At 56.8% G+C, this 15,458-nt stretch carries 17 protein-coding genes and 1 pseudogene; 7 read left to right on the top strand and 11 right to left on the bottom strand.

Annotated features, from left to right (window positions below):
- Nucleotides 1-3 precede the first annotated feature (3 nt).
- The 4 genes and pseudogenes from N2245_RS00670 to N2245_RS00685 all read right to left on the bottom strand — a co-directional run bounded on the left by N2245_RS00670 (nt 4) and on the right by N2245_RS00685 (nt 3,175).
- Nucleotides 4-549 carry a sensor histidine kinase gene (locus N2245_RS00670; RefSeq protein ID WP_494534807.1) on the bottom strand — a complete coding sequence of 182 codons (546 nt, stop codon included), beginning with the start codon at nt 547-549 and terminating at the stop codon, nt 4-6.
- A complete protein-coding gene (locus tag N2245_RS00675; protein ID WP_494534914.1) occupies nt 531-1,238 on the bottom strand; it encodes a GAF domain-containing protein in 708 nt (235 codons plus the stop codon). The genes N2245_RS00670 and N2245_RS00675 overlap by 19 nt, the downstream gene beginning before the upstream one ends.
- Nucleotides 1,239-1,289: 51 nt before the next feature.
- A pseudogene (locus N2245_RS00680) lies at nt 1,290-2,114 on the bottom strand (PAS domain S-box protein); the annotation flags it as partial.
- Nucleotides 2,115-2,410: 296 nt separating this feature from the next.
- Nucleotides 2,411-3,175 (bottom strand): DoxX family protein, encoded by a 765-nt coding sequence (locus N2245_RS00685; RefSeq protein WP_494534808.1) that lies wholly within the window; start codon nt 3,173-3,175, stop codon nt 2,411-2,413.
- A gap of 33 nt (nt 3,176-3,208) precedes the next feature.
- Here N2245_RS00685 and N2245_RS00690 point away from each other — a divergent pair, with 33 nt between their 5' ends.
- The 3 genes from N2245_RS00690 (at nt 3,209) to hxlB (ending at nt 5,715) form a co-directional block, all read left to right on the top strand.
- The gene (locus tag N2245_RS00690; RefSeq protein WP_494534809.1) at nt 3,209-4,384 is read left to right on the top strand and encodes a GAF domain-containing sensor histidine kinase; all 1,176 of its coding nucleotides are present in this window, start codon (nt 3,209-3,211) and stop codon (nt 4,382-4,384) included.
- A 14-nt stretch (nt 4,385-4,398) separates the two neighbouring features.
- Nucleotides 4,399-5,049, top strand: coding sequence for a response regulator (locus N2245_RS00695; protein ID WP_494534810.1), 651 nt, complete (start codon nt 4,399-4,401; stop codon nt 5,047-5,049).
- A gap of 111 nt (nt 5,050-5,160) precedes the next feature.
- Nucleotides 5,161-5,715 (top strand): 6-phospho-3-hexuloisomerase, encoded by a 555-nt coding sequence (gene hxlB / locus N2245_RS00700; protein WP_494534811.1) that lies wholly within the window; start codon nt 5,161-5,163, stop codon nt 5,713-5,715.
- Between the two features lie 177 nt (nt 5,716-5,892).
- Here the strand turns inward: hxlB and N2245_RS00705 are convergent, their stop codons facing one another.
- The gene (locus tag N2245_RS00705) at nt 5,893-6,159 is read right to left on the bottom strand and encodes a hypothetical protein (protein WP_494534812.1); all 267 of its coding nucleotides are present in this window, start codon (nt 6,157-6,159) and stop codon (nt 5,893-5,895) included.
- A 297-nt stretch (nt 6,160-6,456) separates the two neighbouring features.
- The gene (locus N2245_RS00710) at nt 6,457-6,825 is read right to left on the bottom strand and encodes a DUF4258 domain-containing protein (RefSeq protein WP_494534813.1); all 369 of its coding nucleotides are present in this window, start codon (nt 6,823-6,825) and stop codon (nt 6,457-6,459) included.
- Nucleotides 6,826-7,479: 654 nt separating this feature from the next.
- On the opposite strand from N2245_RS00710, the gene N2245_RS00715 reads away from it, so the two are divergent.
- Nucleotides 7,480-7,875, top strand: a complete 396-nt coding sequence (locus N2245_RS00715) for a hypothetical protein (RefSeq protein ID WP_494534814.1) — start codon at nt 7,480-7,482, stop codon at nt 7,873-7,875.
- On the opposite strand, the gene N2245_RS00720 is transcribed toward N2245_RS00715, so the two are convergent.
- Nucleotides 7,847-8,140, bottom strand: a complete 294-nt coding sequence (locus tag N2245_RS00720) for a hypothetical protein (protein ID WP_494534815.1) — start codon at nt 8,138-8,140, stop codon at nt 7,847-7,849. The genes N2245_RS00715 and N2245_RS00720 overlap by 29 nt on opposite strands.
- Before the next feature lie 438 nt (nt 8,141-8,578).
- On the opposite strand from N2245_RS00720, the gene N2245_RS00725 reads away from it, so the two are divergent.
- Nucleotides 8,579-8,962: a hypothetical protein gene (locus tag N2245_RS00725; RefSeq protein WP_494534816.1), complete on the top strand. Its 384-nt coding sequence runs from the start codon at nt 8,579-8,581 to the stop codon at nt 8,960-8,962.
- 228 nt (nt 8,963-9,190) lie between these two features.
- A complete protein-coding gene (locus N2245_RS00730) occupies nt 9,191-9,460 on the top strand; it encodes a hypothetical protein (RefSeq protein WP_494534817.1) in 270 nt (89 codons plus the stop codon).
- 1,027 nt (nt 9,461-10,487) lie between these two features.
- Here N2245_RS00730 and N2245_RS00735 read toward each other — a convergent pair.
- The 4 genes from N2245_RS00735 to N2245_RS00750 form a co-directional block, all read right to left on the bottom strand.
- Entirely contained in the window at nt 10,488-10,925 is a 438-nt protein-coding gene (locus tag N2245_RS00735; protein ID WP_494534818.1) for a hypothetical protein, read from the bottom strand.
- Nucleotides 10,926-11,084: 159 nt separating this feature from the next.
- Nucleotides 11,085-11,849 (bottom strand): SDR family NAD(P)-dependent oxidoreductase, encoded by a 765-nt coding sequence (locus N2245_RS00740; RefSeq protein ID WP_494534819.1) that lies wholly within the window; start codon nt 11,847-11,849, stop codon nt 11,085-11,087.
- 13 nt (nt 11,850-11,862) lie between these two features.
- A complete protein-coding gene (locus tag N2245_RS00745; RefSeq protein ID WP_494534820.1) occupies nt 11,863-13,164 on the bottom strand; it encodes an aspartate aminotransferase family protein in 1,302 nt (433 codons plus the stop codon).
- A 2-nt stretch (nt 13,165-13,166) separates the two neighbouring features.
- The gene (locus N2245_RS00750; RefSeq protein WP_494534821.1) at nt 13,167-13,859 is read right to left on the bottom strand and encodes a GntR family transcriptional regulator; all 693 of its coding nucleotides are present in this window, start codon (nt 13,857-13,859) and stop codon (nt 13,167-13,169) included.
- Between the two features lie 243 nt (nt 13,860-14,102).
- Here N2245_RS00750 and N2245_RS00755 point away from each other — a divergent pair, with 243 nt between their 5' ends.
- Nucleotides 14,103-15,452, top strand: coding sequence for an ABC transporter substrate-binding protein (locus tag N2245_RS00755; protein WP_494534822.1), 1,350 nt, complete (start codon nt 14,103-14,105; stop codon nt 15,450-15,452).
- Nucleotides 15,453-15,458 lie beyond the last annotated feature (6 nt).

Consider the following 15,458-nt stretch of genomic DNA (forward strand, 5'->3'; position numbering starts at 1 on the left):
GCCCTAAGGAGCACGATTTGTCTTCTCAGCGTCAATGCATCTAAGATCATATCGTGTGGGCAGCTTGATGGTAAAGGTTGATCCCAGTCCTTCCTCGCTCTCCACCTCTATGGTGCCTCCGTGTTGCTCGACTATCTGCTTGGCGCTGGCCAGTCCCACACCGATGCCTCCTACCTTGCTTCTGGCGTTGCTGGCACGGTAGAACCTATCGAATATCCTTGGGATCTCAGCCGTGGGAATGCCCAGGCCATGATCTCTCACCCTAACCACAGCTATATCCTCACCATCTCTCTTCTCCTGAGAGATGGTCACCTCTATCTCCCCACCATCCGGGCTGTACTTGATGGCGTTGGATACAAGGTTGGTGACCACGCGCTCCAGGCGAGTGGCGTCCCAGAAGCCTGTAAGCTCGGGGCTTTCCACAAACAGCTGTATATGGTGTTTGTTGGTCGTTCTCCGTTGATCCTCTACTACCTTTCTCGTTAGCTCCACCAGAGATACGCGTTGTCGGTCGAGCTCAAGCCCTTGCCCTATCTGTGTCTTGGCCAAGTCCAACAGCTCCTGTACCTGTCCAGTCTCTGAGCTACCGTGCGGGCCATGTTATCCAGCGATCGCTTGATGCCCTGATCCTGGAGCTCTCCAACCGAACCCAGCCTTACCCTGAGCGCCTCCAGGTATATGCCAAGCGCAGCCAGCGGGTTCTTGAGGTCGTGCGTGATCAATGCCAGGAACTCGTTCCTGACCCTGATAGCGTTCTGCAAGTCGTTGTACAGGCGAGCGTTATCCAGGGCGATGCCCGCACGCCTACCAAGCTCCTCAGCGAGCTCAAGATCTCCCCGTACATACCTTCCTTGTTGAGAGGTCAAGAAAGAGATAACCCCTAGCGCTCGGTCGCGTGCTAACAGTGGAGCGCACATATAAGATCCTGTAGCAAGCATTTGCGGTGGGGATAAGGCTCCTGTCCCCGTTGCTCGCTCTGAGAGCAGTCCCTCTGGAAGCTGTGAGGAGGAAGATGATCGGCCCGTCTGGAGCACCTGCCAAACTGTGGGCACATCTTGGGGTTGGTACTGCATGCCCTCAAGGTGCTCCCTGAGCAAGCTCTCCGTTGTCTGATCGCTATGTGCGACCGCTACCCTCTGGAGGGAGCCGTCAGACAGCAGCAGATCGACCATGCAGCAATCAGCTAATTGAGGTACGATTAGGTGCGCTAGCATCCGAGGCATAGCCTCGTAGCTCATGGAGGAGACGAGCAGTTTGCTGGCTTCTGCCAGGAATCGCAGGCGATCCTCAAGCTGCTTGCGATCGGTAATGTCACGCACTGCAGCGAAAACTAGCAGCCCGTCATCGGTGTGCAGCGGGCTCAGGCTGATCTCGGTCGGGAACACGGTGCCGTCCTTGCGCTTAGCCCACAGCTCCATGCCTATGCCCATTGGCCTGGTGCGAGGAGACCTATAGTAGTTCTCCCTGTGATGCCTGTGGATCTCTCTGAGGTGGTCGGGCAACAATATCTCGATCGATTAGCCGATCAACTCCTCGCGGGCGTAGCCGAACAGCTTTTCTGCCTGGGAGTTGACCAGCAGGATACGCCCATCCCGATCAACGGTAAGGATCGCGTCAGGTGCGGTCTCCAGAAGTTCTCGGAAGCGAGGCTCTGCTAATGGGGTTCGGCAGCGGACAGCCATCCCTAGCACGCCGGCTACCGTTTGGATGAAGATCGCCTCCTCATCTGTGAAACTCCTATTACCCCTCGTGTACGCGCTGATCACACCCCAAGATCCTTCCGGCCCCTCGATCGAGGCGCTTACGCCCGCCCTCACGTTGTGGTTCTCTAGCAGGGGATCCGTGAACCGCGGCTCACTTCCCGAAGCTTCGACAGTTGCGTACCCCACCAAGCCGGTGCGCCATCCCACTCCGGCTCGTAGCAGTAACTGGTTGCCCTCCACCCGTTCGAACACCCCGCACAGATCTGCGCGCATCGACTGGCAAACGACCTCCATAACGTGTTGAAGCCAGGTGTCCAGATCGCGCGCTGTTGGTTCCGAGCGCGCGATCTCCAGCAATGCGCGCTGGAAGGTACCTCCTACCTTAACCTCTTCCCCTGATGTCTGGTCCATGGTGCATTTAGTATAACATCAGCCGACCGGCCTGCACATCGCCCTCGCTCTCAAACCATCCCAGCAGGTAGGAGGTAAGAGACTACGGCTATCCGTAGGTATGTGGGCTGATCACATCCACTGTTTTATGATTTAGGGGCTAAACAACCCAGGAGATAAGTATGCGCTTGCTGCTAGCGTACGCTAGCAGGCTCGGGGTCACCAAGGAGGTTGCCTAGTTCATAGCTCCTGAGCTCGAGAGCAGTGGTCGCTATAACAGCGACCACTGCTGCAGCTTACTGGGACAAGATCGGCACTCAAGTTGCCGAGCGCTCTGGGCTTGCTCCTGTCTCTGGAACTCGTGTCCATGCTTGGCTGATGAGTGGGATGATCCATCGATCCAGACCCCACCAGCCGGCTGGTCTCCAACCCACTATGAGCACCAGCTCCAACGCCAGGAGTATGGGGTTGGTGGAGACCGTGCCTGCCAGCAGGTAGTTAGCGTTCATCACTCCCCCAAAGAAGGCTGCCACCCCAGTCAGGAATCCCAAGATGAGAGCTATGCCCACCAGCACCTCACCCCATGCAACCAACCATCCAAACAGCGCTGAGTTCGGTATCACCACCTCCCTTAGGAACCAGGCGTACCAGCCCTGTACATCCGGATGCTCCCCAGCCGTCTTGGCCAAAGCCCCTTGTGCGAACCCTCGTACGGCCGCCCCAGCCTGACTACCAGTCCAGGCAGGACTACCCACCTTTTCTATCCCGGCCTGCAGCCATTCATAGCCAACGTAGATGCGGATCGGGAGCAGCAATAGTGATGCCCCATATCCAAAGCGGAGGAACTGGAACCAGCGCCACTCACGGTGGGGGATCTCATCCTCGCTGACGGTATAGCTGCCGGGTCTGTAGCTGCGAGATAGCAACCACAGAGTGACCAAGAACAACAGTACACCTACGACTACGGATGTAAACCCCAACCCCTGGTCAGATCCCGGCCTACTACTGTAGGACAGTAGGAGTGCACCCACCACAGCTGCCCCCAGTGTCCACCAGTGGATTGCGTTACCTCTTGCGTTCATGATCTCACCTCCTGGTAGGAAATAGTCCACTTCGTGTTTGCCTACATCGGCAGGCTACAGGCCAGGCTCTTGCAGCAGGACAGGGAGCTGTTGGCACTGCACGAGGCCGGCGTCGACATCTCATCCGATCTGGATCTAGAGGCCGTCCTGCAGAGGATAGTGGACAGGGCTCGCATATTGGTGGGGGCTAGATATGGCGCGTTGTCCATATTGAAGGAAGGTAAGGTAGAGCACTTCGTTACCTCAGGCATCGCTCCCGAGGAGCGTGAAAGGATCGGACCGCCGCCGCCCGGACACGGGCTATTGGGGATCGTGCTGGAGGAAGGGAAGAGCCTCCGGCTGCGTGACTTGACGAGACATCCAAAATCTGCGGGTTTTCCTCCACACCATCCGGTAATGCGCTCTCTCTTGGCGGTGCCGATAACCTCCCATAGTAGGGTAGTAGGCAACCTGTACTTGACTGAGAAAGAGGGAGCAACTGAGTTCTCCGACGAGGATGAGCGAACCTTAAGAAGGTTTGCCACTCAGGCCGCATTGGCCATCGACAACGCACGCCTACACAGTCAGGTGTGGGAGCTGGCCATTACCCAAGAGAGGACGAGGATTGCTCGGGAGATGCACGACGGCCTGGCGCAAGTATTGGGCTATGTGAACCTCAAAGCGCAGGCAGTGGGTGACCTGTTGCGGTCGGGACGCACTGAGCGCGCGCTGCTCGAGCTGGATAAGATGGCCGAGGTGGCACGAGGAGCCTATAGGGACTTGCGGGAGCAGATTCTAGCCCTGCGCGTTGTGCCTACGGGAGATGGTAGCTTCCTTGAAGCATTACGTACCTACCTTGAGCAGTGGGAGGAGCAAAGCGGTATCCGGGTGGATATAGATGCATGCGTGAATGACCCCCATCTGAGTCCTAGGGCCGACCTACAGCTGCTACGTATCCTGCAGGAGGCTCTGGCTAACGTGCGCAAACACTCAGGGGCCACTAGGGTCAAGGTCGTCCTTCGGGAGAACCACAGGCACCTTGAGGCGGTGGTGGAGGACGACGGACGAGGCTTTGATCCCGCAGGTGTGCTGCCTAGGGATTTCCCTAAGTTCGGACTAGCGATCATGCGAGAGCGTGCTGAGTCCATAGGGGCGCGTCTTGATGTAGAATCTTCCCATGGTGCAGGCACGCGCGTGCGGGTGTGCGTGCCCATGGATAATCGTGACTAAGTGCGGAGGTGGAGATGAGGGTACTGATAGCGGACGATCATGCACTGTTCCGAGATAGCCTACGCACGTTGCTGGAGGCCAAGGGGGTGGAGGTAGTAGGGGAGGCCAGCAACGGTCGAGAGGCCATCGAGATGACTCGTCAGCTGCAACCGGACGTGGTGTTGATGGATCTCAAGATGCCGGAGCTAGATGGTCTAGCTGCTACCCGTGCCATAAGCACCGAGATGCCCGAGGTGCGGGTGGTGATCCTGACTGCTTCGGAGGACGACGAAGACCTATTTGAGGCTGTGAAGTCGGGCGCTCAGGGATACATGTTCAAAGACGTGCGCTCGGGGCAATTCTTCGAGCTATTGGAAGCCGCAGCCAGGGGGGAACCAGCCTTCACCCCTGGTCTGGCGCGCAAGCTGTTGAAGGAGATGGCTCGGCCGTCTCAGAAGGAGCCCAAGCAGCTTGAGGTGCTCACAGAGCGCGAGAGGGAGATTTTAGAGCTGCTCGTGCAGGGCGTGACCTCTAACAAGGAACTTGCGGAGCGCTTGATCCTCTCGGAGAACACGATCAAATACCACCTGCGCAACATCCTGGACAAGCTACATCTTGAGAACCGCACGCAGGTTGTTGCTTACGCGCTGCAGCATGGGTTGGTCAAGACCCCCAAGCCCTCCTAGCGCAGGGCCTTGGCTATCCTGTCTACTCACACATCTTCCTACCCCCTGATGGAGGCACGGAGGGTGTGGGTTGGTGTATACGATCTCTCAGCGTTGAAGGAGGTATGAGCTGTGGACGAGCGGGTATATAAGCAGGTGCTGGATGAGATCCAGCAGGTTTTAGCGCGCGTATCCAGGGAGCAGGTAGAGGCCTGCCTCAGCCTCCTCCAGGGTGCACGCAGGATAGTGCTTGCAGGTGTCGGGAGGGAAGGGCTTGCTACTCGTGCCTTTGCGATGCGCCTGATGCATCTAGGCTTGCGGAGCCATTGGATATGGGATGACACCACTCCTGCCATAGGCCCTGGAGATCTACTAGTTGCCACCAGCGGCTCGGGAGCTATAGGGCATATCCACTACCTAGTGGAGCAGTCCAAGCTGCGGGGAGCTAAGACCATGGTGGTGACCGGAGATCCTGGTGGCCCTACGCCCCAGATAGCCGACGTCGTGTTGTGGGTACCTGCGACAGTGTACAAAGGCAGATCGGAGGTGGTGCCTTCCATCCAGCCGATGGGCAACCTCTTTGAGCAGAGCCTGTTCCTGTTGTTCGATCTGCTCGTGATGGAGCTGCAGGCTAGATTGGGAGTAAGCAGTGAGGAGATGGAGGCCAGGCATCGCAACATCGAGTGACCAAGCTGACTAGATCGCGCTCATGGACCTGCTCGATCCTTGGACCGACATCTTCAAGCGGGATACAAGTGGGGAAAGTATTATTTGACATAAAATATAAACTCTGGGACAATGCACCATGCATTTGCCCATATATATTACGGCGTCGCAGGCGCACGGCCAGCAAATGTCTTGCGCTCATGGGGTAGGGGCTTGATCGATGTAGCCATGTTCGTATGCCGAATCTACCCGTGCGAATCCGGCGTAGCGCACCGGGTGCTCCATGGCCGCTCGGAATCTTACTAGGCGGGCGAACTTCTCGGGAGAGAGCGAATATGAGGCTTGAAGCGCCTCTCGAATATCTTCCAGCGATCTCTCAACTGCTAGCGCCACTTCCTGCCAATTACCTAGAGGCAGCTCGATCGAGGTGCCCAGGGATAGGAGCTTGCGGCAAGGTATAGGCATCAGCACGAGTTCCCGGATAGCATGCGCCACTGCATGCGGTCGAACCGCTTGACTCCCCCCGTATTCTCAGCTCCCTACAGTCCTTCTGTGTCCATCCTAGTGCCCTAGCTGTGGCAGCACGCGCGGCTTTATTTATATGCCCATCGTAGGTCACCATACTGCTTGAGGCAGCAGTAGGTGCCTAGATCCTACCGTCCTCTATGTGACACATGGAACTCAGATATTAGGGTGTGATCCCAAGCCTTGGCTTGGGATCACACAACCTTGGTAGGGCCCAAGTACAGTGGGAGGGATCCATCAACAGCAGCTCTGGGCTGAAGATGTCCTACCCAGTATATACTCGGGCCCACCATATTTAGAGGTGCTTCCTAGCCTGTAAGGTGGTTTCCGCTTGACCCTCTTGAGAGCTCTACGGTTTCGGTACACCGTCAGGACGTTGGGGCCTTCTGTCACCACAACAGTGCCCTCAAGCTTAGAGCAGTCATCTCTTGCCAAGTCACTGGCCGGTATGCATTTGCGCAGGAGTACGTAAAACGTAACGCCTGTGCGCCGCAACACCACGCCATGCTTTATAACGTACTCGACCTGTTGGTACGAGACGTGCCTCTGCTGCATACGCTTGCGAGCATGGAAAGAGAAGTTACGCTCTATGCTGCTTATAAGCACCTCCTGAGATAAATTTGTTTGCAGCTGTCACGCTGCTCCCAAATTATACTAGGGTGCACGTTATAGATCAATAGGTGTGTGTACTGTGTGTGCAACCTGATGGGCAGCATGCTACCGCCCCGCCTTAGGCCCAGCCGCTCAGCTCCGGAGGGACGGCCGAGATCTACCCAACCTCCTTGCTACCTATAGGCTTGGAGGTACAGGTCCCTAGCATCTTCTTTCTCCCCGGTCAGCATCCCTAGCGCTGGATCTTGTAACCGCTAAGTGGGGTGTGCCGATGACCTATGATGAGTATGTCCTGTGTCCTTCTTCTACACCAAATCGCTTCCCTTGGAGTTTTATTTGCCCCTTTTTTGTGCTCGGGAGATTTTTACGCCGTTTTCCCCTTCTGGGAGGTTCAACGTTGAACCCCCTATTGTCTAGTTCGCGCAGGTAGATGTCCGGGTTCGTGCTAAAAAGGGAGTATTTTTTGTCCTAGTTGTGCAGGTGATGAGGGTTTGAAGCCCGCATAACACCTAGAGGAAAATACCGACCTATCTTATTCCCGCTTCTAGATTTACCCCTTGCAGTGTGGAAATTGGGTTCGCAATTAGGTGTTCCCGCGGGCGCCTTTGCGGGTGGCCGGCCCTGACCTGTGGCAGGGGTTGCGCCGGCATGGCTTTTAGGCGGGTGCCGGGTATGGGGGTGCCGGTTCCGCGGGCCGTGGCGGGGACGTTGGTGGCGCGGGGTGTGGGGCGTGGAGGCGGCGTGGGAGGTGGGAGACCTCTTGGGGTGGGTACTGGCCCCTGGGGGTTGGGTCTGCTGGACAGTGTGTGGGTCGTCTTCCTGGAGCCAGGGTGGAGGTGGTCAAGGTTGCGATGGGTAGATGTGTCCCCGCCTCCTTGGGGCCAGCGGTTGGGTGGGATCGGCCAAGGTGGTGCCGTGGCTGGTGGGTGCGTCTCCTTAGGGCCGGAGGGTGTGGGGGGCTATCATCCCTGCTATTCGGGGTGGCGTAGGGCGGCGTGGAGGGCCAAAAAGGGGGCTAGGTTGACGTCTTGTGGGCCGAGGTGAGTGGGGGGTTATGTGGTGTGGGGGCAGTGGGGCGACGTCGTAGCGGGAGACGAGGTACGCGGGGCAATCTGGGGAGCAGGGAGCGGGCGTGCTGCTCGTGGAGCCGGGCGAGGGCTTCCTTGGCCGCGTCCTGGGGGATGGCGTGGGCCAGGAGGATGCCGCGGACGGTAGGGGCCATGGGGGGCGCGGCGCGATGGGGGTGGGCCCACAGCAGCGCCGGCAGCAGCGCCAGCAATGCCAAGAATATCCCGTATCTATATCTCACCTTCTGTCCCTCCTATGCACCTTCTGCTTCTATTAAGGCTATCTACGGATCCCACACAAGCTTGGGGGGATCTGGTGAGCATACCCCCTCCTTTCATGTCAAGCAGAATATGGCACATCTAGCCTACCCAGGCAAAACCCAGCGGCTCCTGGGGAGCGACAGAGATGCGTAGTAGGAATGTGCGCTTACTAACAAACGCCTTATGTAGTATCTTATGGGCTAGATGAGCATCAAGTAGATGACTACATCATACATATATCTACGTGTGTGTGCAAGATGGAAAGGGTAGTACTTTTGGGCTATATAACGTACCCGCCAAGTAGATCACCACGGTGAGCTCCCACATGGCTTCGGTCATTTAATTCTCATCTTGCTGTGTAGTATGACTTACAAGGAGAGTCGATCCGATCGGAGGAGAGCGCGAGCCCACCCAGTCGGATGTGGAGGCCCAGATCTAGAGCATCACATCCAAACTCGCCCACAGCTCCCGCCGGGCGCCAGCGCACAGTATCGTCCCCGGCAGGCAGTGGAGGTGGATGTCGAGCAAGGATACGCGCCCTCACCGGACAGGGAGAGGTGAACGGGCAGCAGCTCCTCCGGGGGCACAACCGAGGAGCTGGTACCCGCCACGAACAGGGTGTCCGTCATCGACATCCCATGCCCCAGCCAGCAGCTGCGGCGGACTGGGAGTCCCAAGTGGATGCGCACGTACTCCGCATCCTGAGGCTGCTGGGCGACGAGGAGCTACGCGCGCTCTCGGGCGGCGAGGTCACTGTTGACAGGGGTCGATCCATGAGTCGCAGCAGAGGTGATTTGATATAATAATGGGTTGTGTGAGCCTTGTGGGGTTTAATGCTACAGCGCTTCCTTGTATGCCTTCTGGTCCAGAGCGCGGCGGAACCTGCTTGGCAGTGATCTCCTAGCATACCACGTGGCGGAGAAGCGCAGGAGATCCTTCGTGGTCATGATGCCAAGCTCCTTAGTAGTGAGAAGTGAGCGAGGAGAAGCCCCTGGCGAGGGTGCAGTTCGTGCTGATACCCTGGTGTACGCGTGGCTGTCGGAGCCCATCACCCTGTCGTACAGGGTGATGGGCCGCTGGTGAAGGCGGAGTTGGGGGACCTGATGCAGCTGATGGAAGCCATCAAGATCTTCTACCCCTTGGTAAGGGAGCTCGTGCCCCGGGCGTGGGCGCTCGGGCTGCGGATACCCCCGACTGGAGGCTATGAGTCCCGGAGAGCGGCTGTGGGCGCTGCGGGAGCGGGGGGAGGAGATAGGGCGGGTGTGCTCTCGGCTGCGTTCCCTCTCCCCATAATGGGGTAGAGAGCGGGGGCTAGGACGGCATTTCAACGTCGAGCTCCTCCTAGCGGAGATGGGGGTACTGAGCAGTAGGTTATAATACGGGGATCGGGAGACGGTCCAGTTGTGGACGACTTAGGTAAGGAAGCACCTGGAGGAGCTTGTGTGGATGGTTCTATTGTTGCAGTATTGGGTAGCTGGACGAACACGGAGTGGACGCAGCGATCAGCTTGGAGATGTCGTGGGACGCGGCGGTGAAGGGAGAGTAATTACTTCGTAGAATGCATCTTCTGCGAAGTAATGTGTCGGGCTCAGGCGAAGATCTGAGGTGTTGTGAGCGGTAAAAATCATTTCAGGATATCGTCGATGTTGCCTAGTTTGCTTGATGGTCCAGCGCTGTGCAGGTGCTACAGATAGACCGTTCTTGGCTAGTATGCGCTGGTGTAACTTCAGGCCACGGATCTACCTATTATTCGGTTCCTGTGACGGCTGATAGCCCAGCAGCCAGCGCTAGACGCCAGCTAGTGCTCAAAAAACACTTCATTGACATGTTACATCACAGCAAGGTACGGCGGATCCCAACACATGAACGAGATGCTGTTTGGACAAGCAGTGTGCCTGCTGTAGATTACACCGAGGTGGCGGCAACACAGGCTTGGGCGGATAGAGTTGATGGTCAACATTCCACCCTGCATTATCTCGTAAGACGGACGAATTGTTGTTATGTCAACTTATAGCTTGATACCGACGGCTCGGGTGCCTGTTCAAGCAGTCTTGCATTTATCCATGGACCATAGTGTTCTATACGGCATCTCCGCATGATCTTCTCTAGCCATACTCCTGATGACCAGATTAAGGCCTTATAGCAGGAAGCTACTAGCGCTGCTGCCAGTGCTGATCTCTAGCTTGAGGATAGGCGATTAGATACTAAGCAGCGCGATAGCCACCATCATGGGGATAAAACCTTGGTAGTGTCGGTAGTGAGAATAGCAACCAACTAAATTGCGATGAGAGCTCATTTATCTCCTTTGCCCAGCTAGTGACCTGGTGATTATCCAAGCTCACAGCAAACAGCTTCACGGTCGGCGGCGTCTATCAAGTGATGAAACCGTTTGTGCACCCAATGTTTCCTCCCGAGGAGCGTTATCTGCCCCCATCGACCAGATACCGGACCAAGGCGCGTCTTTCGAGGCATTACGCCGAGCAGCTTCTTAGGTTTAGCTCCTCCCGAGAACTTGGTGCTCTCGAGCACGTATATGCCATCATCCGTGATAGCTACGCAGCGATACTGGATCCAGAAGATCGTTAGGAACGTTAGGTAGTTGATTATGAACAGCCAGAAGTATGGTGCGGTCTGGCACACGAATATCTGGTGTATGCGGCTACCAGGCGGCAGGAAAGGGGTTACACGCCTTACTAGATCTGGCCTGGCCGTATCTGATGTCACCATGTAGCCCACTATAGCATATCTCTGCCCGTAGCACCACATGGTCTTTAATCAACGGCGGTAGATGCTCCACACCTCGCCCATTACAGAGACTTTAACCTAGATTTTCGTTCTGTACGTAAACCCATGACTTATCCGAGCTTGTGCTGTGGCTTCCTGTATGCTGTACTTGATGGCCTGATGCTGCGCCTGAGGACACAGCTATATAGCAGAGGAGGCACCGCCATCCACGTAGAGCGCCGCCCCTGTAACACCGCTGGCTTCATCAGAGGCTAGGAACAATGCTGCGTAAGCCACCTCGCGCGTGGAGAGCATCCTACCGTTGGGTTGCTGCTGCTTGATTAGCACGTTCAGTCGCTCAATGCCACCTAACTCCTCGGCCAGCCTACGATTCATGGGTGTGTCCACCCAGCCCGGACATATACAGTTGCACCTTATTCCCTTCTCGGCATAGGACACCGCGATAGCCTTCGTGAGACCTATTATGCCGGCCTTCGATGTGGTGTAAGCCTCGTAGCCCGGCTCAGTCAAGGTCGCCATGACGGAAGACATATTTATGATCGAGCCTCCACCCTGCTTCAGCATATAAGGGATGGCCCCCCTGCAGAAGAAGTAAGTGCCCCGGAGGTTCACATCGAGCACCCTGTCCCAAGTGTCATCATCCAGCTCATGGAAGGCTCCGGAGTACATCACTCCCGCGTTGTTGAACACTACATCGATTCGACCGTACTGCTGCAGGGCAGCCCCAATCGCCTCTACCGCAGTCGATCTATGGGAGACATCGCCCTTGATGCCAACAACCTCAGCCCCTCCAGCCTTGAGCTGGCCGACTACTCCCGCTAGCCCCTTAGCGTCCAGGTCGACCAAGACAAGTCTTGCTCCGTGCTCGGCAAACACTTCGGCCGTGCCCATACCTATGCCGGAAGCCGCACCGGTTATCACCGCTACCTTACCCCTCAACCTCATAGCCCTCTCCTTATTACAAGCATATGTGTGCTGGCATACCGGAGAGCAACTGCCTGGCGACCTCGAGGGTCATGGCCACGTCTTCCTCGGTGTGAGCAGCACTTACATGGTTGCGCTTGAGGGCTGTGGGCAGCATGAATATCCCGCGCTCGCACATCGATCTCCTAAACCAGAGGTCCCTCTCTGTATCGTTCCGCAGCAGATCCTCGTAGTTCTCTATGGGCCCTTCCATGAAGTAAGGCACGAAGACCGAGCCAAAGCGAGCAACGGTCATGACGATACCCAGCTCCTTGGCTATCTCCTGGAGGCCGTTGGCGGCCATCTCCGCCAGCCGGAAGCAGTGCTCGTGGACCCCGCCAACCTCCAGCTCATGGATGGTCGCTAGCGCCGCTGCCACGCTGCTCGGCGTGCCGTTGAAGGTGCCTGCAAAGAACACTCCTCCCCCGGGCGCTAGCCTCTCCATGTACTCGGCCCTGCCCACCAGAGCCGCGATGGGGTAGCCGTTGGCCATGGCCTTGGCAAAGGTCGACAGGTCGGGAGTGACCCCACATATGCGCTGGTACCCTCCGAGATCGTGACGGAAACCCGTGACCACCTCGTCGAAGATGAGCAGGCTGCCGCTCGCGTGGGCGATATCCCGCAGACCCTCCAGATAGCCCTCCTTGGGGAGAACACAGCCTATGTTGTGGGGTATCACCTCCACGATGACCGCGGCTATCTCGTCACCGTGCCTGCTCATGAGGTCGCTGACGGCCTCGAGGTCGTTGAAGGGGAGCACGAAGGTGTGTGCTATCTCCTCCTCTAGCATCCCCTGCGATAGCGGGTCCTTTTGACCTGTCTTCTCTGGGCGACTGATCACGTTCATGGCCACCGCATCGTGCCAACCATGATAGGCACCCTGGAACTTGACGATGGAGGGGCGCCCAGTTATGGCTCTCGCCAGCCTGATCGCAAGGTAGGTGGCCTCCGAACCGGAGTTGCACAGCGCCACCATCTCGGCGGATGGTATGTGCTCGGAAATCTTCTCAGCGAGCAACACCTCCAAGTCGGTCACAGCTGTTCCCAAGAGGTCCAGCCTCTCCATTGTTTCCCTCACGGCGGTGTTCACTGCCAGATGGTTGTGCCCTAGGATAATGGGGCCGAACGCGGCGTGGTAGTCCAGGTAGCGATGGCCGTCGGCATCGTAGAAGTAAGCTCCCTCGGCTCTGACTATCGCCATCGGCCAGGGCAGAGCTCTGTTGTTGGAGTTGACACCCCCTGGTATATGACGCCTTGCCCTCTCAACCCAGTGGGCATTACCTCCTGTATTCCCCATAGTTAGCCTTCCTCCTCTTGGTTGAACAAGGGTGAGAACCTGTGCCTGACCGACTGACAGTGGAACAGCACCAGCCTAGCGGCCTCATCGGGATCTCTCTTTACCAATGCTTGTAGGATGAGTCTATGCTCGCGGTTGGAGGCGAACATGCACTCTCGATCCAAACACTTGCCGTAGGCCATGAGGAATAGATCCGTCTTCTCTTCATTTCTATTGACGACCTCTGCTAGCGACCTGTTGTCTGCAGCCTGCCCCATGAGCCCGTGGAACTCCCTGCCGGAGCGCAGGAAGGTGGGGACGTCCTCGTCATTGGCTGCATCTTCTCCCATCTGTATCGCCTTCTCCATCTGCTGTATCTGCTCATCAGTTACACGGAGACACGCTCGCCTAGCTAGGTAGGGCTCGATCACCTCGTTGGCTGTGAACATATCTATAAAGTCCTCACGGGTCAGCCTGCGCACGTACATGCCTCGACCGTACTTGGTCTCTATCAGACCATCGTGTTCGAGCATGAGCAGAGCCTCCCTGACGGGGGTCCTACTGACATCTAGCACCCTGGCGATCTCTTCCTCCACCAGCGGATGCCCGGGGAGAAAGCGCCCCTCGAGTATGGCCTCCTTGATCGCGGCGTACACCAATTCCCGGTACCGCCTAGGCTGCCCCAACGTAGGAGGGATCCTCAACACAGCCTCCATGCCAACACCTCCTGTAGTGTCTTTTTGTATACAAATATGCCGGTATGTGGACTTAAGTCGCGGATATAGATTCATTATAGCCCTAATAAAGCCTATTGACAACCACAAACGGCTATAATATAATGTTACACAATCTTTATCCGACATAAATCAGTATAATTGTATACAAAATGCCGTGGACGTCTCTTGGGGGCTATTGGGCGTAGGGTGGTCGACTGTAAGGAGGGAAGGAGGAGAATGCACATGGACTGTCAGGCACGGTTGTTCTCAAGAAGGTCATTCCTGAGGTTGGGAGGGGTTGCGCTGGTTGGTCTAGCGGCCGCCTGTGGTGCGCCCGGCAGCGGCACGCCATCGCCAAAGACTGGAAGCTCAAGCAGTAAGCCCGTCAAGATAACCTTTTGGAACGCTCTGTTTCCTACCCAGGACCCTAACAAAAAGAAGAAGCTTGAGGACTTCTATATCTACCAAGCTATCAAAAGGTTCGAGTCTGCCAACCCTCATATTAAGGTAGAGCTGGTGTCGATACCTGCCGGCCCCGATATGTTCACCAAGTACCGCACGGCTAGCATCGCTAAGAACGGCCCCGATGTCTTCGGTTGTTGGTCTGGCAGCTACATGCTCAACGTCAAGCAGTTCTTGGAGCCCCTGGACAGCTATTTCACCCAGCAGGAAAAGGACCGCATCATCGGTTGGGAAGCCGTTACGGATGGGTTCAAGCCTGGAAAGGGTAAGATCTATGGCGTACCGGCCGGGCTAGATGGTTGCGTGTGCATCTTCTACAACAAGGATTTGCTTTCGAAAGCCGGCGTGGATCCCAGCAAGAACTGGCCATCAGAACTTGAGGGCTTCCTCCAATTACTACAGCGGATAAAGTCGACCGGAGTCATCCCCATGACTGTGGGCAACGGGGGTAACGTCTACTACATACTTAACTATTGGCTGGCACAGATGGTAGATGGCGCACCCGGCTTGGAGGATCTGATCAACGGCAGAAGGAGATTCAGCGATCCAAAGCTGGAGGCCGTAGTTCGGGATTGGACCAAACTACGACCTTACACTAATCCTGGTGCGGAGTCCGCAGGCGATGAGGCTGTGCAGTTGTTCTATCAAAAAAAGGCCGCCACTACCCCAAGCGGCTTCTGGATAATCAGCGACGCGCGGTCTGCACTGGGGGATGCCCTGGGCATGGCGAAGATGCCCAACTACAGCGACAATGCACCCATCAAGAACGGGGGAGTGGGCAACGTGGGATCGGCCTTCGTGGTCTCCAACTACTCCCAGCACAAGCAGGAAGCGGTGGAGTTCATCAAGTTCCTGATGAGTAAGGAGGAGCAGGAACAAAAGGCCAAGGACAGCACTAATAACTTGGTCAACGTCAAGGACGTCGATCCCGACAAGCTCTACAAAGACCCGTTACTGGCGCTGCAGTACAGGTGGGGCATTGAACCAAATGTGATTCCCTGGCCGGACAACCTCCTACCTGCCGAGCTCACGGCCGAGGAGGTAGCCCAGGCTCAGCTCGTATGGACCGGCAAGCTCAGCCCCAAGGACTTCATGGGGAAGCTGGACAAGAAGCGCGACGAGCTGCTCTAGGAGGCG

The organism is Thermobaculum sp. T2p, from assembly GCF_059335935.1.